Genomic DNA, 23084 nt, shown 5'->3' with positions numbered 1-23084 from the left:
CCGTTAACCGTCAACGACAACCGGGCTACTCATTACCAACATTTCCCCCATGTTCGCCACAACGCTCGACATCCGCGATCACGCCGACTACGCCGCCCAGGCCCACCTGGTCCTGGAATCCCCCCCCCACTTTCCGCGCCTGACGGACGAACTGCGCATGTTCTGGCGCATTCTGCATCTGGCACGGCGCGAACGATTGTGGCTGCTGCGCAGCTCCTGGGGACGCACCAACCCCGACGTGCTGGCCGCGGCCATCATCGGCCTCTGGCCGCGCCGCCGGCGACCCACCATCGTCCTGCAAGGCTGCATGTGGCAACCAGACCCCGGCCTGCGCGGGGCGCTGCAACGGCTGGTCGTGCGGCTGGCGGACCGGGCCATCACGCTCTACGTGGTGCAATCATCGGAGGAAATGACCCTCTTCCCACAAACCTGGGGCGTCTCGCCCCAAAAAACGCGCCGCTGCCTCTATTTCGCCACCTTCACGGAGCGCGACCTGGCGCACCCGCCGCCACCGCCGGGCGACTACGTCTTTGCCGGGGGCAATTCGCATCGCGTTTATGAGCCGCTGCTGGCGGCAGCGCGCCATTTCCCCGAACGCTCCTTCATCCTGGCGACCAATCGCTTGCAGGGGACACCCCTGCCCCCTAACGTCACCGCGCGCCCCGTGCCCCACCGCGAGTTTGTGGCCCTGATGCAGGGAGCGGCGGCGGTGGTCGTACCGCTGCGCCAGGGAATGCGCCGCGCCGTGGGGCAGCAAACCTATCTCAACAGCATGTGGCTGGGCAAACCGACCATCGTCACGGATGGGCTGGCGGTGCGGGACCATGTGGCGGATGGGGAGACGGCGCTGGTGGTGGATGGTTCGGCGGCGGGCTATGTGGCCGCGCTGCGGCGGGTGTTGGACCCGGCCAACGCGGCGGAAACGGCGCGAATGGGCCACGCCGCGCGCGCGGCCGTCGTCAATCAGTTCACTTTCCCGCACCACGCCGCCTGCCTGCTGCGCGTGATGGCCGAAGCAGCGGAACGATAATTGATTGCCGGTAACGGCTAAGAACTGACGATGAAATAAAGTAACGACGCCCCCCTTCCTTGTAGAAAAGAAGGCGCATGAACATATGGTATCTATAACCTGGATTTGTCTATTCGTCGTTGCGTATCATTACGTCGGTTATCCCGCTTTGGTATGGCTGCTGGCGCGGCTGCGTCCGCGACCGACACGGCAGGGCGCGGCGCTGCCCACGATGTCGCTGATTGTGGCGGCGTACAATGAGGCGGAGGTGATTGCGGCGAAGGTGGAGAATAGTCTGGCGCTGGATTATCCGCCTGAGCGACTGGAGATTATTTTCGTCACGGATGGGTCTGACGACGGCACGCCGGAGATTGTGGCGGCGCATAGGGGGCAAGGGGTGCGCCTGCTGCATCAGCCACGGCGACAAGGGAAGAGTGCGGCGATCAATCGGGCGGCGGCGCAGGCCAGCGGGGAGATTCTGGTTTTTTCGGATGCGAATGCGTTTTATTTGCCAGATGCGCCGCGGATGCTGGCGCGCCATTTTGCGGACGAAGCGGTGGGCGGAGTTAGTGGGAAGAAGACGATTCGGCGGAGCGATGCCGGCATTAGCGAATCCTCCAGCCTCTATTGGCGCTACGAATCAGCCATCAAAACACACGAAAGCGCCATCGGCTCCACCGTCGGCGTCGTCGGCGAAATGATGGCCGTGCGCCGCCGCCTTTTCCACCCCATCCCCCCCGACATCATCAACGACGACGCCTACCTGGCCGTGCGCCTCTGCCGCGACGGCGCGCGCGTCATCTACGAACCCGCGGCCACCTGCTGGGAAACCGCCGCCGAATCCAGCCAACAAGAACAGATACGGCGGCGACGCATCACCGCCGGACGCTTCCAACTGCTCTTCCGCCCCCGTGTCTGGCCGTGGCGCTCCCCGTGGACCCTATTCGCCCTGTTTTCCCACAAATTCCTACGCCTCCTGCTCCCCTTCTTCCTCATCGGCGCCTTCCTCGGCGCCATCCTGGCCGCCTGGCGGGGCGAGGGTGGCCTCTGGCTGCGCCTGGCGTTGGCGATACAGGCCGGTGGCGCCCTCCTGGCGCTGTGGGGCGCGTGGCAGGAGCGCGCCGGGCAGCGCGGCAGAATACAGGCCCTCGCCTACTTCCTCTTCAACGGCAACTGGAACACCCTGCAAGGGCTGGCCCGCTACCTGCGTGGTCAACAAACCGTGCTGTGGCAAAAAGCGCGGCGGGAAAAACTGCCCGCCGAATAACGCCCGCCCCGCGCCTCAAGAACGCAGCGACCGCCGCAGCCGTTGGGCCGCCATCAGGCTCTTACCCCACCACGTACGCGCGGCTCGCAGTTGCACATTCGTCTGCGTCTCCGCCCCCCAATCATACTTGTACGCCTCGTCCCCGCGCAGAAAATCAAACACGGTCAGGCCATCCGCCACGCAATCTTGCAGCGCGTAGGCGATCACCTGCCGCCCCGGACCAAAACGGGACCATTCCAGGTCGTAACCCGTGATGTAAAAGGAGAGCCGGGGACCATAACGAAAGCAGTACATGATGGCGATGGGCGTCTCCCCCAGGCGCAGTTGGTAGACGCGCAACCAGCCCTGCTCCTGAAACCGCGCCGCCACGGTCTGCTGAAAGGGCAGCATTCGCGCATCGCTGAACGCGCCGGCGCGCCCCTGTTCTTGCTGCACCGCCTGGTGCAGGCGCGCCAGGGTTTCCAGGGTGGCCGGACGCGCGGCTTCCTCGTCCAGGATGACGTACCGCACCGCGCCGGCATTCGCTTCCGCCAGGTAGCGATCATATCGCTTGATGTTGCGCCGCTGATTTTTGCCCAGACCCATGCGCAGGGTTTCCCAATCCGCCGGCAAGCGCATAAACGGGCAGGGCAGCGGCTCCGTTTCTCGCCAGTGGGAGGGGATGAGTTGTTGCAATGCCGGCATCGTCGGCGACGCAGGTGGCAAACTCTCCAAGTGCAGCACATCCCAACCGCGCCCCGCCCACACCGCCCGCGCCAACAGGTCCACCGCCTCCCCGTCACCCGGCAGCGTCATGAACTCCAGATGATCCGGCGCGGCCCGTCCACTGCCGATGAACAGCAACTGGCGATAAAACAACCCGCCCGGCAGCCGCTTGCGCCCCACCATCAACGGCGCGATCCCGCGCAGCCCGCCATCCTCCCCGCGCAGCGTCAGCACCCATGGGCGATAATCATCGCCAAAATGCCGCCACCATGCCGTCACCCACTCCCAGGTGAGAAAAACATTGTCCGCGCGGCAGCGGCGCAGAAAATCGTTCCACTCAGGCGCCAGCGCCAGGAACGCTTCCGGCGTCGTGAGAAGGGCGAGGCGCGCGGAGCGGGATGCGGGGCGCGCTTCCGCCTTCTGTTTTCCGCCTTCTTCCTTCCCCCCGCCGCCTCCCACATACGCCGCCAGAATGTGCGCGGCGATGGGCGACCAGGCAAAGCGGGTTTGGGAGAGATGGCGGGCGTATGCGCCCATTTGCGCGGCCAGGGCGGGGTCTTGCAGCAGGCGCAGCAGCGCGGCGGCCAGCGCCTGGGGCTGGTGCGGCGGAACCAGCAGCCCACTGCGCGCCTCTTCCACGGCATCCGGCAGCCCGCCGACGCGGGTAGCCACCACGGGGCGGCCAAAGCTGTAGGCCACTTGCAGCGCGCCGCTCTGGGAGCTGCTGTGATAGGGGTAGGCAACCACAGCGGCCATTTCCATCAGGGGGCCGACTTCGGCAACGGGAAGGTAGCGCATGTCGAAGATGACGTCGGCGGTTGCGCCCAGTTCCGCCGCCAGCGCGTGCAGCGCGGGCAGGTCAATGTATTTGGTGGGATACCCGGCAATGATCAGGCGGGCGCGCACCTGCCGCCGCACCAGCGCAAAGGCACGCAGCAAGTCGGGCAGTCCTTTGCTGGCGGTGAGGTTGCCGAAGAAAAGGATGATGGGCGCGTCGTCCGTGAGTTGGTAACGCCGGCGCAGCGCCAGACGCGCCGTTTCTCCGCCATGTTCGCGCGCAAACAGCATCTCGTTGCCGTGGTCAATGACGTGGGTGACATCAGGAGGAACGGCAAATAGCGAGAGAAAGCGGGCGCGGTTGCTTTCGCCATGCAGAAAAATGGTGGCGAACTGGTTGTAGACGTGGCGATAGAGCCGGTTGCTGAGGCGGGCCAGCGGATTACTCGCCTGTTCGCGCAGTTCAAACTCGTGGCAGATGTCCGCCAGGCGAAGTCCGCGGCGGCGCAAGTAGGCGAGGAAGACGGCCTCGAACGGGAAGTTGATTTTGCCGAATTGGACGATGTCGGGGCGCTGGCGTAGCAGGAAGCGGCTCAGTTTGATCCATTCGTGAACGAGGCGCAGGGCGCGCATGGCGCGACGTGCCTGCCAGTGGAGCGCGCGCGCCAGGCGGGCCAGTTTGCCGCGCGGCGGCTGCGAGGAGCGGGGATCGAAGGCAGCCCACCGGCGCAGCGGGGTGACGACGGTGAAGGTATGGGGGTGGTCGGCCATTTCGTAGCCCGCGGCGGTGACGAGGGTCACGTCCGCGCCGTGCGCGGCCAGCGCGGTGCAAAGCTGGTAGACGTAATGGATCATGCCGCCGACGGCGTGGGGTTCGATAACGAAAATGCGCATGGAAATAACGGAAAACGAGTCACAACGGACAACCGGCAACGGGTTTTTATGACAGCAATTCGTGATAGATTTGGGCCAGTTTTTGCGCCTGGCGGTCGATGTTGAATTGGGCGGCGGCGATTTGCTGGCCGGCGGTGGACATCTGTTGGGCGAGGGCGGGGTTGTCGAGGATTTGGTGGCAGGCGGCGATGAGTTGGGGGATGTCTTCTGCCGGCACAAGCAGCCCATTTTCTCCCTCATGCACCATTTCCGGCACGCCGCCGACGCGGCTGGCGACGAGGGGCAACCCTACGGCCATGGCTTCCATGAGGACGGTGGGGAGGGCGTCCTCGCGGGTGGGATGGACGAAGAGGTCGCTCATGTTGAGGAGGTCGGGGATGTCGTGGCGAATGCCGGCAAAAATCACCCTCTCCGTCACCCCCAACTCCCCCGCCAGCGCCCGCAGCGCCCCCTCATGCGCCCCCCCGCCCACCACCAGGTAGCGCAAATCTGGCCACGACCGCAGCAGATGCGGCAGCGCCCGCAGCATATACTGAATCCCCTTGGGTTCACGCAGCACCGCCACGCTGATCGCCAGCGGCGCGCGCGGCGGAATGCCCCACGCCCGACGCAGCGCCAGCCGCGCCGCCGGCGGCTGCCGGCAAAAACGGGTCAGATCAATACCGTTGTACAGCGTGAGGCAGCGCGCGGAGGGCAGGCGCGCCGTTTGCTCCACGTAGCCGCGCAACCCATCGGAGACGGCAATGATGCGGCGACAGCCGTGGCGCAGCACCCACCACATGAGGCGAATGCGGCGCGCCTCCTTGCCCGGCGAAGCCACGTCGTCGAACGTGTGCAGGGTTGCCACGGTGGGCAGACGGCGCAGGCGGGCGGCCACCGTGCCCAGGGTATTGGCGAATTCCAATTGCGTGTGGACGAGGTGCGCCCGGTGCTGGCCCAGGTAACGCACCAGGCGAGGGATGGCCGTGGGCGCGCGCAGGTGGGGGATGGGCAGCAGGTCTACGGTCACGCCCAACCGCCGCAGTTGCACGCCCATCGGATTGCCTTCTTTGACCTGGAAGGCGCAGACGCGAATGGAAAAATGGCTTTCGTTGAGGCGGCGCAGGAAGGGGACCAGCAACCGCTCCGCACCGCCCATGCCCAACCCATCAATAAACCAGACGATATTGTACTTCATAAGGAAAAAGGATTGCCGTTCCGTCAAGGGCCTCAACGGATGTCAATGACGCCGAGGCGGGTCCAGCCGGCGGCGTCGCGGTCGCCGCTGGCCAGGCGGAGGGCGGGCGCATCGGTGCGCGGATCGACGAGGGCCAGGCGCAGGTCGTAGCGTCCGGGGGGCAGGTCGGCGGGGGGTGTAAAAGATGCCGGCATTCTCATCATCTCCCCCGGCAGCCAACCACGCACACTGATATCACTCGTCTGCCGCCACAGCAACGCGCCGCCGGCATCCGTCAGCGCCAGCGCCAGCAAATAATCGTCGTAAGGAGGCGCCGCGCCGCCATTTTTCCACGTCATCGTCACCACCACGTCCGTGCCGGCAACCGCGGCAGCGGGGAAAGTGGCCTGCAACAACTGCAAACGATACCCCATACCGGCCAGCAGCGATTCAATATCCTGATCACGCCCCCTTCCGCCCAGGTTGTCGTGGACCAACGAGGCGTGCATCTCCTGGGCAAAATGGCGCGCGCTGTCCAGGGCGGCGGGCGTGTACGCCTCCGCGCCCAGTTCAAACACGATGGGGGCCATCGGCCACCGCTGCGCCACCGCCGCGCTAATTTTTTCGCGGAACCGCTGCTGGTGTGTCTCCGAACCGAGGGCGTCGAAACGGATGCCCACGTCGGCGCGCGCGTCCAGGACATAGAATAGCGCGTCTTCGTGCCACGGGTTATAGGGCATTAGTAAGCGGGTGCGCTGGAAACCGACGTAATCGTAGCTAATTTGCCCCAGGCTGCCGTCCGCTTCCAGGCAGGGGCGCGTGCCCCTGCCGCCCAGGTACATGTCGGCAATGTGGCGGCGCACGTGCCAGTCGAGGGAATCCGGCGTATCGTCGTACTGTGGCGTGCCCCATTCGCCATAGTAGCCGTAGGAGCCAATGTCCAGGAAAGCCAGGTCGGGGTCGCCATCGTACTGCCGGCGCAGGGCGTCGATAAACGCGCCGTGGGCACGCAGGAAGAGGCAACTGCTGTACTGCGTTTCTGGACCGCGTTCGCTGTCCACGACGCCCGCGCCGGCGTTACGCAGCCAGGCGGGGATGGTGGGACCAGGTCCCCAGGGAGGCGGCTGGGTGGTGCGCACGCGGAAGTGGAATCTGGCTCCGACGGCCAGGGCTTCCTGGCGCAGCGTTTCGATGGGCGTCCAGTCAATAACGTCAGGGGCGGGTTGGAGTTGGTCCCAGTTGAAGCGGGTGTAGCGCACCGTTTCGGGGAAGCGGTCGGGTTGGGAGCGGGTGTTTTGCCAGCCGATGCCGGGGTTGGGCAGGTAGCCGGGGATAGATGGGGGAAAGACGATGGTGGTTTCGGGTGTGGGAGAAGGCGTGGGCGGGGAAAAATGCCGGCACGCAACCACCACCACCCCCAGCAAACACAGCCAAAACAGACGACGAATAATGCGGGCGGTCATGACTCTTACATCATAAAGTGTTGGTGTAGTTCGCCGAAAAGCGTGCGCCAATGCACAGCGTCCGCCTGGGTCAAGCCAAATGCCAGGAAGGGACGCGCCGCCATCTCCACGCAGCACGCCAACAGCCCGGCGCGTGCCGGCAGCAGCCGGCAGCCGGGCGGCGGAGCGTAAGCGGCCAGATAAGCGGGCAGCAAATGGGTGCGCCAATCCAACAGCGTTTGCGCCGCCAACCGCGCCCGCGTGGCGTGCGCGGCATCGTACGGCGACGCTTTGGTCGCACAAACGGCGAGAAACAGATAAACGTCCAGGCTAACGTTGCTGTCCCAGCGGGAGAATTGCCAATCCACGAGAATTAAATCGAGCGCGCCGCCGGGCGCGGGGGACCTGATGACGTTGCCCGGCCAGAAATCCCCTTGCAGCAGCGCGCGCGCGGAGGCCGCGGTCTCCGCGCGCGCCACTTGTTCGCTGAGCGCCGTCAGCACCTCTTGCTCCGCTTCCGAAAGCGAAAAAAGGTCGGCGAACGCCGCCGCACTGGCCGCGAAATCCGCGCCCATTTCCGCGCCGCTCTTCGGGGTGGCGGTGTGGTGGTGCAAGTCATGCAGCCAGATCGCCGCCTGTTGCAGCAGCGTTTGAATTTGGGCCGCGTCTTGCCAGAAGCGCGTGGGCGCCGTCAACAGGGGCGCGCCGCCACAGTAGCTCATCAGCAGCACCACGTCCGCGCCATGTTGGGCCAGCGTCAGGGGACGCGGCGCACGCCCACGGGCATCCGCCCCCCATTTTTGCCACAACTCGCCCAGGCGCACATACTCACGGCGCAGGGTGTGATCATAGCGGGGTGTGCGGCAGATTTTTGCCACCAGCGCCGGCTCTTGCCGGTTGTCGGGGAAACCAAATAGGAGCAAATTGTTGTGCGCCGCCAGCGCCCCATTTGCTTGCAAGAGCCAATGCCACGTCGCGGGCGGCGGGCCAAAGTCGGGGGGCCAATGGGCTTGCGCCAGGGCGCTGAGGTAATCCGACGGCATAGACTACGGCTGTGGGCTGGTCAGGTCTTGCATCCGTTGTAAATCCTGGCGCAAAAGTTCCAGTTCTTGCCCATAGGCAGCCCAATCCCCTTCCCGCTGCGCGGTTTCCGCGGCTATGAAATGGGCGTTGGCGGAGATGATTAATTCCTCCACGGTGGCGTCAATAGGGGTGGTGGGGGGTGATCCCGTGCCTGTTTCGTTGCCCGTGATGGGTGTGTCCGGGGTGGTGATGGCGGCGGGCTGTCCTTCTAGCAGGGCGATCAAGGCTTGCTCCAGGTTGTCGCGCATGGCGATGCGGTTGCCGCTGGCGACGATGACGCGCTTTAGTTCGGGCAGGGCGCTGTTTTCGGAAAGGAGGTAGAGGGGTTCGACGTAGAGGAAGCTATTGTCGATGGGGACGACGATGAGGTTGCCGCGGATGACGCTGGAGCCAAGTTGGTCCCATAGGGAGATTTGTTCGGAGATGGTCGGGTCCTGGTCGATGCGCGCTTCGACTTGGAGGGGGCCGAAGACGAGTTCTTGCTTGGGGAGTTCGTAGACGACGAGTTCGCCGTAGTGGGGGACGTCGTTGCGGGCGGCGATCCAGGCGATCATGTTGCTTTTGCCGGCAGGCGTATAGGGTTGGATGAGTAGATATTCCGTCTTTTCCTCGCCCGGCAGGGAAAACATGACGTAATATGGCTCCATGGGCTGCTGACCCGCGTCGAAGATTTCGTTGGGGATTTCCCAGCGGTCTTCCTGGTTGTAGAAGATTTGCGGGTCGGTCATGTGGTAAATCAGGTATTGCTGGGTCTGGATGCGGAAGAGGTCTTCAGGGTAGCGGATGTGGGATTGGAGAGATGCCGGCATTGTCGACAACGGCTGGAACAGGTCAGGGAAAGCCGCCTCATAAGAACGGATCAGCGGGTCGCTCTCATCCGCCAGGTAGAAAGTCACCGTGCCATCATACGCATCAATCGTCACCTTCACCGTATTGCGAATGTATGTGATGCCGCTGCTCGTTGGCCGCGAGTAAGGGAAGTAGTTGCTGTAAGTGTAGCCATCCAGCATCCAGACCACTCGCCCATCGGCCAACACGACGTAGGGATCGCGGTCGAATGTGAGGAAGGGCGCGATCCGCTGCACCCGATCTCGAATCTGGCGATGGAACATGATACGCGTGGTGGGGGTCACATATTGGCTTAAGAGCATGTTGCTATCGCGGAAACGGATGGCAAACGCCAGCCGCCGCAGCGCATTGGAAAGCGCCACGCCCCCTTGGCCGGCATAATTGGAATAAACGTTCTCCTCCCCCTGTGGATAGTCGAATTCGGCCAGGCCGCTGTTCACCAGCACCTGATCATCAATCAGCTCCCCGTAGTAAATCTCCGGGCGGGTCACTTCCAGGGGAATCGTTGAGCGCGGTGGCAGGTCGCGGATGAAGAATTCCGGGCTGCCTTCCGGCGTGATCTTGTCCACGGGGTTCATGACAATGCCGTAGCCATGCGTAAACGCCAGCCGCTCGTTCACCCAGGAGGGATCATTCAATCCAGCCTTGTTGATTTCCCGCGCCGCCAGCATCACCTGGCGCGTGCTGCCATCAAAGGTGTAGCGGTCCACGTCGATGGAGCTGAATTGGTAGTAGGGGCGCAGCCCCTGCAACTGGGCGTAGGTCTGCTGCAAGGGGCGATAATCCCAGACGCGCACATTTTGCAATGCGCCCTGATTGTCCGCCAGGGCTTGCATGGTCAGGGGTTCCACGCCCTCAAAGGGTCTCGGTTCTGTTTCATTCAGGCCAAAACCCATGCGGGTGTAGTCAATGTTGTAGGTGATGTAGGGACGCTCCCGCTCCAGCTCGTTGGGTTCGACGACGTACCGCTGCACAAGGGCGGGGATGAGGCTGCCACCGAAGAGGACGGCGACCAGGAGGACGGCGCCGGCGACCAATGGCGGGCGCAGGTCGAGACGAAAGGCGTTGTAGGCGACGGTGAGGGCGAGGAGAAGGGTAAGGGCGAGTTGGATGGTGAGTGCCGGCATTCTCACCCGCAAATCCGTATACGTCGCCCCCACAACCACCCCCTGCGACGAGTAAAGCAGCTCAAACATACGCAAACGATACCCCACCGCCCACACCAACAGCAGCACCGTCAACAACACCGCCATCTGCCGCCGCAGCGAAGCCTGCCGGTGCGGCTGCCACAGCCCACGCTGTAGCATCTCCAAATTGTTCAACGCATATAGCCCCAGAACGCCCAAGAGCGTCAGGAACAACAGCGGAACCACCCAGTTATACACGGCGCGCAGCAAGGGCAGCGTAAACAGGTAAAAACTGATGTCCTGATTAAAAACCGGGTCCGCCGTACCGAAAGGAACACGATAAAAGAAGCGCAGCACAGTTGTCCACTGGCTGGACGCCCCTTGCGCAAACAGAAACGCCAGGAAGAGGCCAAAGAGGCCGATTATGCCGCGTAAACCGGGCAAGGCGAGCAGGTTGAGGCCCACACCTGGCGCGTGCAGTGCCCGCCGGCGCGCATGCAGCCAGTTATACAGCAGCACCACCGCGGCAATGACAAACGCCAGCACAAACAACGCGGTCTGCGCCCCCCAGCTTTTTAGCCACACTTGCGTGTAGGACAATTTTTCAAACCAGAGCCATTCGGTATACGTCGTGACAATCCAGTTGAAGCTGAGGAAAAGCAGCAGTATGAGGCCGATCAACCAGACGCGCCGGTTGAGCCACCAGGGGCGAAATGGGCGACCGGGGCGGCCATTCCCCCCCTCACTCCCATCCCCAGAACTGTCGTTTCCTTCCTGCCATTCTTTCATTCCACGCTTGAATACCTCGGGAATGTCTATGATATCACGACTCATGGGGATGCTCCTGTGAAAATAGTGGTCAGTTGAAAGTGGGTAGTTAATGGTTTGCAGTTTGCAGTTGATAGTTTGCAGTTTGCGGTTTGCAGTTTGCAGTTGATAGTTTGCAGTTGACGGTTGACGGTTGGCCGAAGCGCTACCCGTCAACGCCTGTGCAAATGTAGTCCGATTTTCCAAAGGGTGTGTCTCATTCTAGTTGACTGTTGCTTGCTGTAGGACAATTCGCTGAATTGTCCTCCTCCGTGAAGGGACAATTTTGGCAAATTGTCCTACGGCGCGGGCAGCCTGTGTAACCTTCTCCAAATCGGACATCGCCAATCCACAGCCCGTTTCATCGTGGGCAGTTGATGGTTTGCAGTTTGCAGTTGACGGTTGACGGTTGACGGTTGGCCGAAGCGCTACCCGTCAACGCCTGTGCAAATGTAGTCCGATTTTCCAAAGGGTGTGTCTCATTCTAGTTGACTGTTGCTTGCTGTAGGACAATTCGCTGAATTGTCCTCCTCCGTGAAGGGACAATTTTGGCAAATTGTCCTACGGCGCGGGCAGCCTGTGTAACCTTCTCCAAATCGGACATCGCCAATCCACAGCCCGTTTCATCGTGGGCAGTTGATGGTTTGCAGTTTGCAGTTGACGGTTGACGGTTGGCCGAAGCGCTACCCGTCAACGCCTGTGCAAATGTAGTCCGATTTTCCAAAGGGTGTGTCTCAAATTGACATCGGACAATGAATTGTCCGGGTCAGAAAACGGCGCGGACAAATCTTTCCATACATCGCCAATCCATTGTTTCATCGTGGGCAGTTGATCGCGCAGTTTGCAGTTGACGGTTGACGGTTGACGGTTGGCCGAAGCGGCTACCGCATTTGTAGTCCAGGATTTTCGCTGGCGATGTGTCAATTCTATTTTGAATCCCTTGCTGTAGGACAATTCGCTGAATTGTCCTCCTCCGTGAAGGGACAATTTTGGCAAATTGTCCTACGGCGCGGGCAGCCTGTGTAACCTTCTCCAAATCGGACATCGCCAATCCACAGTTCGATTCAGAGAACCGGACAAACCTTTCCATAGGAATTGTATCACTTTCGCGCGGAGGACGGCAGCGAGTCGCGGCTGGCCCGGCGACCATTTGCCCCAGGATCACCGCTGGCGATGCAATTCCTTGTTTTATTCTATCGTCAGCCCTAAACTAAAGGGCTTGCCCGCGGCGGCGGTCAATCGTTCGCCACCTTCTCGTAACGACTTTGTCCGTTGCCTGAGCCTGTCGAAGGCAACAGGGCATCGGCCAAGGCTTTGATAAGGCCAGCCCACGAGAGGGTTAGCCGTTACATCTTTTCTTCGGCGGCGAAATGATCCACGATGACGCCCGCCGGCAAAACAGCAAGACCAACAGCAAGACGTTATGGCTTACTGGCATTCCTACCTGGACCACAGAAATGGACATTACCACACCGTCGTGGGTAATGTGCGAATCACGTATGGTTTCTGGAGTCCACAACTACGCAACCACCGCGACATTCTCGTCTATCTGCCACCCTCCTACCATCGTAATCACCATCGCTACCCCGTCCTGTACATGCAAGACGGGCAAAATCTGTTTGACGCCGCCACCAGCTACGCGGGCGAATGGCGCGTGGATGAAACAATGGAAGCGTTGAGCCGGGATGGCTACGAGGCAATTGTGGTGGGAATCCCCAACATGGGCGCGCGACGCCTGGACGAGTACAGCCCCTTCCGTGACCCACGTCATGGCGGTGGCGATGGCCACAAGTACGTTGACTTCATTGCCAACACATTGAAGCCGTGCATTGATGCGGATTTTCGCACCCACCCCGCCGCCAGCGCCACCGGCATCATGGGATCGTCCATGGGCGGCCTGATCAGCCTCTACGCTTTTTTCCACCGCCCCCAGGTCTTTGGCTTTGCCGGCGTGATGAGTCCTTCCGTCTGGTTTGCCAATGAGGCGCTGCTGCGCTACGCGGAGGATGTGCCTTATCAGCCGGGGAAGATTTACCTGGATGCCGGCACGCGCGAGTACGCCGGATTCCGCGCCGACCTGCTGCTGCACGCCGCCTCCCGTCAATACTATGGCCGCGTGCGCCGCCTGAAACGCCTCCTGGTACAAAAAGGGTATCGCCCCGTCCACCAGCTTCTCCACGTCGAAGAAAAAGAGGGACGCCACGAAGAAGCCGCCTGGGCGCGCCGCTTGCAGCGTGCCATCCGTTTCTTCCTGGACGCCTGACTCCCCGCCCACGCCTATCCCCACCGGCATTGTCCCCTTCCCCCTCGGCTGCAGGCCTTGCCGTCGGCCATAGACTTGTGTCAAAAGCAATGTTGCGTACAATACATCTAGGCAAGCGTCATGATGTCAGCGAAATCGCCTGCCCCAGGCCGGCCCCAATCTGATAGATAGTCACCGTGATCCAATCCTACGATCCAGGGTGGAGCACCCGCCTTCAGCGTTGCAGCGCCAACTTCCTACAACCAGGACCCCTCGGAGTCTGATTGTATGCAGGAACCCAACCGCAATCCGCCCCCTAATTTTAGTACACTGGTCGAGGCTCTACGCTGGCGTGCTACGCACCAGGCGGCACAGCCTGCCTACACGTTCCTCGCCGATGGCGAAACGGACGAACAACGCCTGACGTATGCGGAACTGGACCAGGCGGCGGGCGCAATTGCGGCGCAATTACAGCAAATGACCGCGCCCGGCGCGCGCGTGCTGCTACTTTACCCGCCCGGACTGGCATATGCGGCGGCGTTTTGGGGATGTTTGTACGCGGGGATGGTGGCTGTGCCGGCATATCCGCCCCATCCCAATCGCCCCCTCTCCCGCATCCAGGCCATCGTCGCCGACGCCCAAGCCACCATCGCCCTCGCCTCCGCCCCCATCCTCCACGAAATCACCCGCCGCCTCCCCGACCTCCCCGACCTCGCCGCCCTGCGCTGGCTCGACGCCGCCACCCTCCCCGCCGCCCCAGCCTGGCACCCCCCCGCCATCACCCCCGACACCATCGCCTACCTGCAATACACCTCCGGCTCCACCGCCACCCCCAAAGGCGTCGTCGTCACCCACGCCAACCTCCTCTACAACCTCGCCTACATCTACACCGGCTTCGCCCTCGGTCCCCACAGCGTCTCCGTCTGCTGGCTGCCCCCTTTTCACGACATGGGCCTTATTGACGGCCTGCTCGAACCCGTCTACGGTGGCTTCCCCGGCATCCTCCTTCCCCCCACCACCTTCTTGCAGCAGCCCATCCGCTGGCTGCAAGCCATCTCCCGCTACCGCGGAACCCACAGCGGCGGACCTAACTTCGCTTTTGCCCTTTGTGCCGGCAAAATCACTCCCGCCCAACACGCCACCCTCGACCTTAGCTGCTGGGAAACCGCCTACAACGGCGCCGAACCGGTGCGCCACGACACCCTGACCCAATTCGCCACCACCTTCCGCGACGCCGGCTTCCAATCCCGCTTCGCCTACCCCTGCTACGGCCTCGCCGAAGCCACACTTATGGTCAGCGGCGGCCACGTCGCCGTCGAACCCATCATCCGCCACATCTCCGGTCCCGCGCTGGAGCAGCACAAAGTCACCCCCACCCCCGCCGCCGACCCCGCGGCGCGGACACTGGTCAGCTCCGGGCGCGTCTTCCTGGACACCACCGTGCGGATTGTCCACCCGGACACGCGCACCCCCTGCGCGCCGGACGAAATCGGCGAAATCTGGATCGCCGGCCCCACGGTAGCCCGCGGCTACTGGCAGCGCCCGCAAGAGACAGAAGAGGTTTTCCACGCCCGCCTGGCGAATGACGATGATGGCCCCTTCTTACGCAGCGGCGACCTCGGTTTCCTGCACGATGGGGAGTTGTTCGTCACCGGACGCATCAAGGACCTGATCATCGTGCGCGGGCGCAACCATTATCCCCAGGACATTGAGTTTACGGTGGAACGGAGCCATCCCGCCGTGCGCGCTGGTTGTGTCGCCGCCTTTGGTCTGGAAAATGCCGGCACGGAACAACTGGGCATCGTCGCCGAACTGCGGCGGAACACGGCACAACCGGACCACGCCCCCATCATCGACGCCATCCGCGCCGCCATCGCCGCCACGCACGACATCACCCCCCAGGCCATTACCCTCCTCCCCCCCTCCACCATCCCCAAAACCTCCAGCGGCAAAATCCAGCGACACGCCAGCCGCGCCGCCTTCCTAAACAACACCCTCCCCGCCCTGGCCACCTGGCAGGAGGAAACCACGCCCGCCCCATCACCCGCCCCGCGCCCCACGCCCCTCGTCTCGTGGCTGGTGCAGCGGCTGGCGCGCCAGTTCGGCATCGGTCCCCAACAAATGCGCGTAGACACCCCGCTGGCCGACTACGGGCTGGACTCCGTGACCGCGGTTGGGCTGTCCGGCGAGTTGGAAACATGGTTGGGACGTAAACTCCCTCCCACCCTCCTCTACGAACACCCCACCATTGCCGCGCTCGCCCGCGCCCTGGCCGGCGACGCCCCGGAGCCGCCGCCCACGCCAGTCACGGAATCCTCCGACGCGGTGGCGATTGTCGGCCTGGGCTGCCGTTTCCCCGGCGCGGATGGCCCGCAAGCGTTCTGGGACCTGCTGGCAAACGGGCGGGACGCCATCACGGAAGTGCCCGCCACGCGCTGGGATGCGGCGACATTTTACGCGGCGGAAACGCAGCCGGGGAAGATGACGACCCGCTGGGGCGGGTTCTTGCCGGCAATTGACCAGTTTGACGCCTCCTTTTTTGGCATTTCGCCGCGCGAGGCGGAGCGGATGGACCCGCAGCAACGGCTGTTGTTGGAAGTGGCGTGGGAGGCGTTGGAAGATGCCGGCATCCCCCCCCACCAACTCAGCGGCACATCCACAGGCGTCTTCGTGGGCATCTCTGGCATGGAATACGGCCAGATGCAGCTCAACGACAGCCAGATCAGCGACGCCTACATTGGCACAGGCAGCGCCCTCAGCATCGCCGCCAACCGCCTCTCCTACTTCCTCAACCTGCACGGCCCCAGCCTGGCCATCGACACCGCCTGCTCCGCCTCCCTCGTCGCCCTGCACTACGCCCGGCACAGCTTGCAGCAGGGCGAGTGCCGGTTAGCCCTCGTCGGCGGCGTCAACCTCATCCTCTCCCCCACCGTCACCGTCAATTTCAGCCAGGCCGGCTTCATGGCCCCCGATGGCCGCTGCAAACCGTTCGACGCGCGCGCCAACGGGTATGTGCGCAGCGAGGGCGCGGGCGTGGTGGTGCTGAAGCCATTGGCCCAGGCGCAGGCAGATGGCGATACGATTTACGCGGTGATTGCCGGCAGCGCCGTGAACCAGGACGGACGCAGCAACGGCCTCACCGCGCCCAACCGCGCCGCTCAAGAAGCCGTACTCCGCGCCGCCTATGACAATGCCGGCATCCCCCCGCAACGGGTGCAATACGTGGAAGCCCACGGCACGGGCACGGCGTTGGGCGACCCCATCGAAGCCGCCGCGCTGGGCCAGGTGCTGGGGCGCGACCGCACAGCGGACAAACCCTGCCACATCGGTTCGGTGAAAAGCAATCTGGGACATTTGGAGGCGGCTGCCGGCATTGCCGGCATCATCAAAGTCGCCCTCGCCTTGCAAAACGGCCAGATCCCCCCCTCGCTGCACTACCGCGAACCCAACCCGGCCATCCCCTTCACTAACCTGCGCCTGCGCGTGCAAGACACACTCACCCCCTGGCAGCCGGACGAGAATGGAAAGCGAATTGCCGGCATCAGCGCCTTCGGCTTCGGCGGCACAAACGCCCACGTCGTCCTCCACGCCCCCATCCCACAAGACGCCCCACGCCCCACGCCCCACACCCCACACCCCACCCTCCTCCCCCTCTCCGCCCGCGACCCACAAGCCCTGGCCGACCTGGCCCAACGGTACGCCCACCTCCTACAAACCGAACCCGACCTGACCACCGTCGCCGCCGCCGCCAGCCGCCGCCGCGACCACCACGACCACCGCCTCGCCCTCGTCGCCACCGACGCCGCCGCTGCCATCACTCACCTGCGCGCCTTCGCCGCCGCCCCCGACACCCCCGCCGCGCCACCCCTGTTCCGCGACGAAAAACACCCCAACCGGCAGGCGCGGCTCGTCTTCGTCTGCGGCGGACAGGGGCCACAATGGTGGGGCATGGGGCGGCAGCTATTGGCCGCCGAACCCGTCTTCCGCGCCGTCATGGAGCAGTGCGACCGCCTGCTGCGCCCCTACACCGGCTGGTCCCTGCTGCAAGAACTGACCCGCCCGCAAGCAGAATCCCGCCTGGACCAGACGGACATCACCCAGCCCGCCCTGTTTGCCTTGCAACTTTCCCTGGCCGCCCTCTGGCGCAGTTGGGGCGTCCAGCCGCACGCCGTCGTCGGCCACAGCATGGGCGAAGTCGCCGCCGCCTGCATCAGCGGCGCGCTCAGCCTCGAAGATGGCGCGCGCGTCATCTACCATCGCGGACGGCTAATGCAGACCACGGCAGGCCAGGGCAAAATGCTCATCGTCGAACTCACCGAGGCGGAAGCCCGCGCCGCCCTGCGCGGCTACGAAGCACACGTAGACATCGCCGCCATCAATCCCACCTCCGTCGTCCTCTCCGGCAGCCCCGACGGCGTGACCCAACTGCGCGCCGCGCTGGACGACCAGGGCATCCATAGCGAATTCCTGCGCGTCGATTACGCCTCGCACAGCCCACAAATGACGCCGCTGCAACCGGAAATGGTCGCCGCTCTGGAGGGCATCCAACCCCGCCGCCCGGCCCTCTCCCTCTACTCCACGGTCACGGGCGCGCGGGTTGCGGACGCGACGCCAGGCCCCGATTATTGGAGCGCCAACATGCGCCAGCCGGTGCAGTTCGCGGCGGCCATGCGCCAGATGCTGGCGGACGATTGCACCACCTTCCTCGAACTCAACCCACACCCCGTGCTGGCCCCCTCCATCAGCCAGAGCTTGCGGCAGCATGGACAGGCAGGCGTGGTCCTGACCTCAATGAAGCGGGACCAGGATGAACTGGCGCAGATGCGGCAGGCATTGGCGGCGCTGTACGTGCAGGGTTGGGAAGTGGATTGGGCTGCCGTACAGCCGCAAGACCGACGAATCCCCCTGCCCCGCTACCCGTGGCAGCGTCGGCGCTACTGGCTGCCCACGCCGCCGCCGTGGCGCGATCCCGCCGCACTCCCGGCGACGTCTTCCCCTCTTTCTTTTTCCCCCGATTGGCTATACGAAATGCGGTGGGAGCCGCTCATTGCCCCCGCCGGGCGCAACGGCAGCGGTCTGGCGCATCGCCACTGCCTCATCCTCGGCCCCGCCAACGGCCTCAGCCAGGAACTTACCGACCGTCTGCGGCAAACGGGCAGCTTCCCCCAACTGGTCAGCAACTGCCCCGCCGACTGGTCAGACATTCTGGACGCACAGCCCACTACGCATATTGTCTATCTGTGGAGCATAGACGGCGACCCGGAGTATTCCCCCGACCTGGTCCCGGTGCTACAGTTGGCGCAGGCATTGGCCCGCCGCCATCAGCCACCGCGCCTCTGGCTGGTCACGCGCGGCGCGCAGCCGGCCACCGCCGCGCCGCTGCGCCCGGCGCAGGCGCTGCTGTGGGGCTTTGGGCGCGCCCTGGCGCTGGAACACCCCGACCTGTGGGGGGGACTGGTGGACCTGGACCCCGCGCAACCGGAGGGTGAGGTGGACGCGCTGCTGGCCTATTTGCAGCATCCTGGCCTCGAACGACAGATCGCTTTCCGTGATGGGCAGGCATTGGCTCCGCGCGCGCATCCGGCCCCCCTGGAACCGCTGCCGCCGCCGCACTTCCCCGCCGATGCCACCTATTTAATCACGGGGGGATTGGGCGACCTGGGGCTGGCGCTGGCGCGTTGGCTGGCGCGGCACGGGGCGCGCCGTCTGGCGTTGTTGGGGCGCACGCCGCTGCCGCCGCGCGTGGAGTGGAATGCGGCCGCAGGAAATGGGCATTTCAGCCAGCCGATTGCCACGATCCGCGACCTGGAAGCAGCCGGCGTGACGGTGCTGCTGTTGACGGCGGATGTGGGCGACCGCGCCAGCCTGGAAGCGGCGTTTGCGCGGCTGGCGGCGCTGCAAGGGGAAGGATTGATGCCGCCGCCACGGGGGGTGTTCCATCTGGCGGGCGTGGCCGCGCCGCAACCGCTGACGGCGCTGACGCCCGCCGCTTTGCAGGCGGCGCTGCACGCCAAAGTGGCGGGGACGCTGCATTTGCACGCGCTCACGACGGAGATGGATCTGACGCATTTTGTGATGTTTTCGTCGCTGGCGGGGGCGTTGGGGTCGAAGGACCTGGCGCATTATGGGGCGGCGAATGCGTTTATGGATAGTTTTGCTCATTATCGTCGGCAGCGGGAAATGCCGGCATTGTCCGTCAACTGGGGCGCATGGGCGGACGGCGGCATGAGCGTGAAAACGGGGCAGGAAGCGTACCTGCGCCGCCTGGGGATGCGCCCCATGCCCCCCGCGGCCGCCCTGGACACGCTCGGGCAGATCTTGCGCGGCGGCATGACGCAACGGCTGGTCGTGGATATGGATTGGCGCACCTTCCGCGGCGTGTATGAAATGGGCGCACCCCAACCGATTCTGTCCCACCTGGGGGCGCAGCCGCCCAGCCCGCCGATGCTCCCCGCCAACACACCCATTCGCCGCCAACTGGAGAGTGCCGCACCCGCGGGCTGGCCCACGTTGCTGACGGATTATTTGCGGCAGCGGGTGGGGCATGTTTTGCGAATGCCGGCATCCGACATTAACACCACTCGCGGCATCGTCGAACTCGGCCTCGACTCCATCATGGTCATGGAACTCATCCGCCAGTTCCAAACCGACCTGGGTCTAAGCCTCTTCATGCGCGAGATATTCGACCGCCCCTCCCTCACCGACCTGGCCGCCTACCTCGCCGCGCAGTTGCACGACAAAGCCCCCACGCCCGTGCCCATCGCCGCCGCCCGTATCCTGGCCCCCTCCCATCCCGCGCCGCGGCTAAACGGCAAAACCAACCACGCCGACCATCCCCCCACCGTCAAAAATCCCCCTGCCGTTTTCCTCCTCAGCGGCCCCCGCTCCGGCTCCACCTTGCTGCGCGTCATGCTGGCCGGCCACCCTGACCTGTTTTCCCCGCCGGAGCTGCACCTGCTGCCCTATGCCACGATGCAAGATCGGCAAACCTCGCTGGCGCAAACTTATCTCGACCAAGGTTTGCAGCGAGCCGTGATGTCCCTTTTTGACCTGGATGCTGCCGGCAGCAAAGCAAAACTGGCTGCCTGGCTGCAAGCCAATCGTCCCATCCAAGAAGTCTACGCTGAACTACAGCAAGCCGCGCACCCCCGCCTGCTGCTGGACAAAACACCCTCCTACGCCTTCCAACGCGCCACCCTGGACCGCGCCGAAACCCTTTTCGACGCCCCCCGATACATTCACCTGGTGCGCCACCCCTACGCCGCTATTGACTCCTCCATACGCACCCGCCTGGATCGTCTGCTTGGCGACAACATGGGCGATCCGCTGCATCTGGCGGAAGAAATATGGGTGGCATCCAACCAAAACACGCGCGAATTCTTGCACAACATCCCCCCGGAACGCAAGCTCCTGGTACATTACGAGGAACTGGTGCGACAGCCGGAAGCCACGATGCGCCGTGTCTGCGCCTTTCTCGGCCTCCCCTTCCACCCCGCCATGCTGCGCCCCTATGAAGGGGATCGCATGACGGATGGCATTTACGCCCAATCGTTGCAAATCGGCGATCCCCGTTTTCTGGAACATCGGGGCATTGACGCCAGCCTGGCCGATGCGTGGAAAAACGTGCGCCTGCCCCGCCCACTGGGACCACGCGCGCGCCAGTTAGCCGCACGCTTTCAATACGAACTACCCCGCGAGATTGAACTGACCTCGCTGGTTCCCTTACACCCCCAAGGCAGCAAGCCCCCCCTCTTCCTGGTCCCGCCAAACGGCAGCACCGTCCTCACCTTCACCGAACTGGCGCGCCACCTGGGGCCAGATCAGCCCGTTTACGGTCTGGAGCCATTGGGGCTGGATGGCAGACATGCGCCCCACAACCGAGTGGAAGAGATGGCCGCCCACTATCTGCGCGAACTACGCACCGTGCAGCCACGTGGCCCCTATTTGCTGGGCGGGCGTTGTTTTGGCGGCATCGTGGCCTTCGAGATGGCGCAGCAGTTGCAGCGCCAGGGGGAAAAAGTGGCGATGCTGGCCGTGCTAGATGTGCTGGTTCCCCCGCACACCACGCTGCAAGTATGGCGCAGCGCCGACACGGACGGCGACGGCGTCTCCGCCGTCCGCCATTATCTCTATCGCGGCATGTATTTGCTGCGCCGGGGACCGTTGAAGCAGTTGATGTGGGTGCGGCGGCTGCGACAGATCAGACAGGAAGAAGGCATCCTGCCCAACGTGTTCGGTCCGCAAGCCCGCTACATAAAAGAGACTTCCGACGCGCACTTCCAGGCGCGCCTGAACTATGAGCCGCGCGTGTATGCGGGGCGGATCACGCTGTTCTCCAACAGTGAGGTGACGGGTGGGCGGCTGCTGAACTGGGCGGAACTGACCACGGCGGGGGTGGACATTCACATCATCCCCGGCAACCACCTGACGATGCTGCAACAGCCGCATCTGCAAGAATTGGTAAACAAACTCCGCCATACCCGCGACAAGGCACTGGCGGACAGCACCCAGGCGGAGGCGCGCGGCGGTCAGCCGCGGGTGGCTGCTCGCCCTGCGCCATCGCTGCCGCCAACCTCTGCCCCGGCGGCGCAACAAACGGGCCAACCGTCTCCGCCACACAGCGCTCTGGAGCGCCAGTTGGCGTCCATCTGGCGAAATATCCTGGGGCGCGAAGTGGGCATGACGGAGCGGCTGGAGGAAACGGCGGGGAATCCTTTGCATGCCGCGTATCTGTGCGCGACCATTCAGGAGCAGTTGGGCGTGTATGTGCCGTTGACGGCGTTGGCGCAGGCGGGGACGCTGGCCGGACTGGCGGCGTGGCTGGAGCGGGGCGAGGCGATGACGTGGCACGTTCTGACGCGGCTGTCCGGCGGCGATGAAGTGGCTACGGCACGGCCTCCGTTCTTTTGCGTGCCGGATGATGGGGGAACAGTATTAAGCCTGCTGCCGCTGGCGCGCCATCTGGGGCCGGAATGGCCTGTGTATGGGGTGCAGCCGTTGGGTCTGGAACCGGGGCAATTGCCGCATGAGACGATTGAGGATATGGCGGCTTATTATTTGCAGGCGGTGCGGACAGTGCAGCCGCATGGTCCGTACCGGATTGGCGGCCACGCGCTGGGGGGGATTGTGGCTTTTGAGATGGCGCAGCAGTTGTGGGCGCAGGGGGAGCAGGTGGCGCATCTGGCAGTGATTGATACGCTGATTCCGCCGAACGCGACGCATCATGTGTGGGATCCGCCGCGGTCGTTGGAAAATAAGGGAGCGGAAACGGGGAATCGGTTGGACCGGGTGATTGCGCGGATTGCTTACCTGGTGCAGCGACGACGTTTGCTGCGGGCTGTGCCCCCGCCGCCAGAAGGCACGGCAGGCGAGGGAGCGGCGCGGCGGATGCGGCATTTGCGGGATGTGGCGTTTGCGGCGCGTTTCCGCTACCAGCCACGCGCCTATGGGGGGAAGATCACGTTGTATGCGAATGCGATGCACACGGGGCGGCATCAGGTGAAGTGGGCGGCTTTGACGGATGCCGGCATTGAAATTGAAATCATCCCCGGTAATCACGAGACGCTGTTTTTACCTGAGCATATGGGCGCGTTGGCGGAGCCATTGTGCCGGCATCTGCGCGACAGCATACAATAGGGCAACATCTCAATATACCCGTACCCAACAGGCGTCAAAAGTGGTGTCCGATTTAGAAAATCGGACTACGGAGAATGTTGTCCGATTTGG

At 63.9% G+C, this 23084-nt stretch carries 9 protein-coding genes; 4 read left to right on the top strand and 5 right to left on the bottom strand.

Translation table 11 applies throughout. The features are described 5' to 3' along the window. Positions 1-49 precede the first annotated feature (49 nt). Together H6650_13290 and H6650_13285 are read left to right on the top strand one after the other, a co-directional pair. On the top strand, positions 50-1030 hold the full coding sequence (locus H6650_13290; protein ID MCB8952976.1) for a glycosyltransferase family 4 protein: 981 nt from the start codon (positions 50-52) through the stop codon (positions 1028-1030). Positions 1031-1115: 85 nt separating this feature from the next. Further along, a complete protein-coding gene (locus tag H6650_13285) occupies positions 1116-2276 on the top strand; it encodes a glycosyltransferase family 2 protein (GenBank protein MCB8952975.1) in 1161 nt (386 codons plus the stop codon). Between the two features lie 15 nt (positions 2277-2291). Here the strand turns inward: H6650_13285 and H6650_13280 are convergent, their stop codons facing one another. Genes H6650_13280 through H6650_13260 form a run of 5 tightly spaced genes read right to left on the bottom strand, consistent with a single transcriptional unit; the run spans position 2292 to position 11143 of the window. After that, positions 2292-4652 (bottom strand): GNAT family N-acetyltransferase, encoded by a 2361-nt coding sequence (locus H6650_13280; protein MCB8952974.1) that lies wholly within the window; start codon positions 4650-4652, stop codon positions 2292-2294. A gap of 46 nt (positions 4653-4698) precedes the next feature. Continuing rightward, a complete protein-coding gene (locus H6650_13275) occupies positions 4699-5829 on the bottom strand; it encodes a glycosyltransferase family 4 protein (GenBank protein ID MCB8952973.1) in 1131 nt (376 codons plus the stop codon). 32 nt (positions 5830-5861) lie between these two features. Continuing rightward, positions 5862-7271: a DUF4832 domain-containing protein gene (locus tag H6650_13270; GenBank protein MCB8952972.1), complete on the bottom strand. Its 1410-nt coding sequence runs from the start codon at positions 7269-7271 to the stop codon at positions 5862-5864. Between the two features lie 5 nt (positions 7272-7276). Then, positions 7277-8293 carry a hypothetical protein gene (locus H6650_13265; protein MCB8952971.1) on the bottom strand — a complete coding sequence of 339 codons (1017 nt, stop codon included), beginning with the start codon at positions 8291-8293 and terminating at the stop codon, positions 7277-7279. Positions 8294-8296: 3 nt separating this feature from the next. Beyond that, entirely contained in the window at positions 8297-11143 is a 2847-nt protein-coding gene (locus H6650_13260; GenBank protein MCB8952970.1) for a UPF0182 family protein, read from the bottom strand. A gap of 1396 nt (positions 11144-12539) precedes the next feature. Between H6650_13260 and H6650_13255 the strand changes: the two genes are divergently transcribed. Next, positions 12540-13379 carry an alpha/beta hydrolase gene (locus H6650_13255; protein MCB8952969.1) on the top strand — a complete coding sequence of 280 codons (840 nt, stop codon included), beginning with the start codon at positions 12540-12542 and terminating at the stop codon, positions 13377-13379. 267 nt (positions 13380-13646) lie between these two features. Next, entirely contained in the window at positions 13647-22994 is a 9348-nt protein-coding gene (locus tag H6650_13250) for an AMP-binding protein (protein ID MCB8952968.1), read from the top strand. Positions 22995-23084 lie beyond the last annotated feature (90 nt).

The organism is Ardenticatenales bacterium, assembly GCA_020634515.1.
Taxonomy (GTDB): domain Bacteria; phylum Chloroflexota; class Anaerolineae; order Promineifilales; family Promineifilaceae; genus JAGVTM01.
The sequence above is the reverse complement of the archived record's forward strand: the minus strand, read 5'-3'. Positions and strand labels throughout refer to the sequence as shown.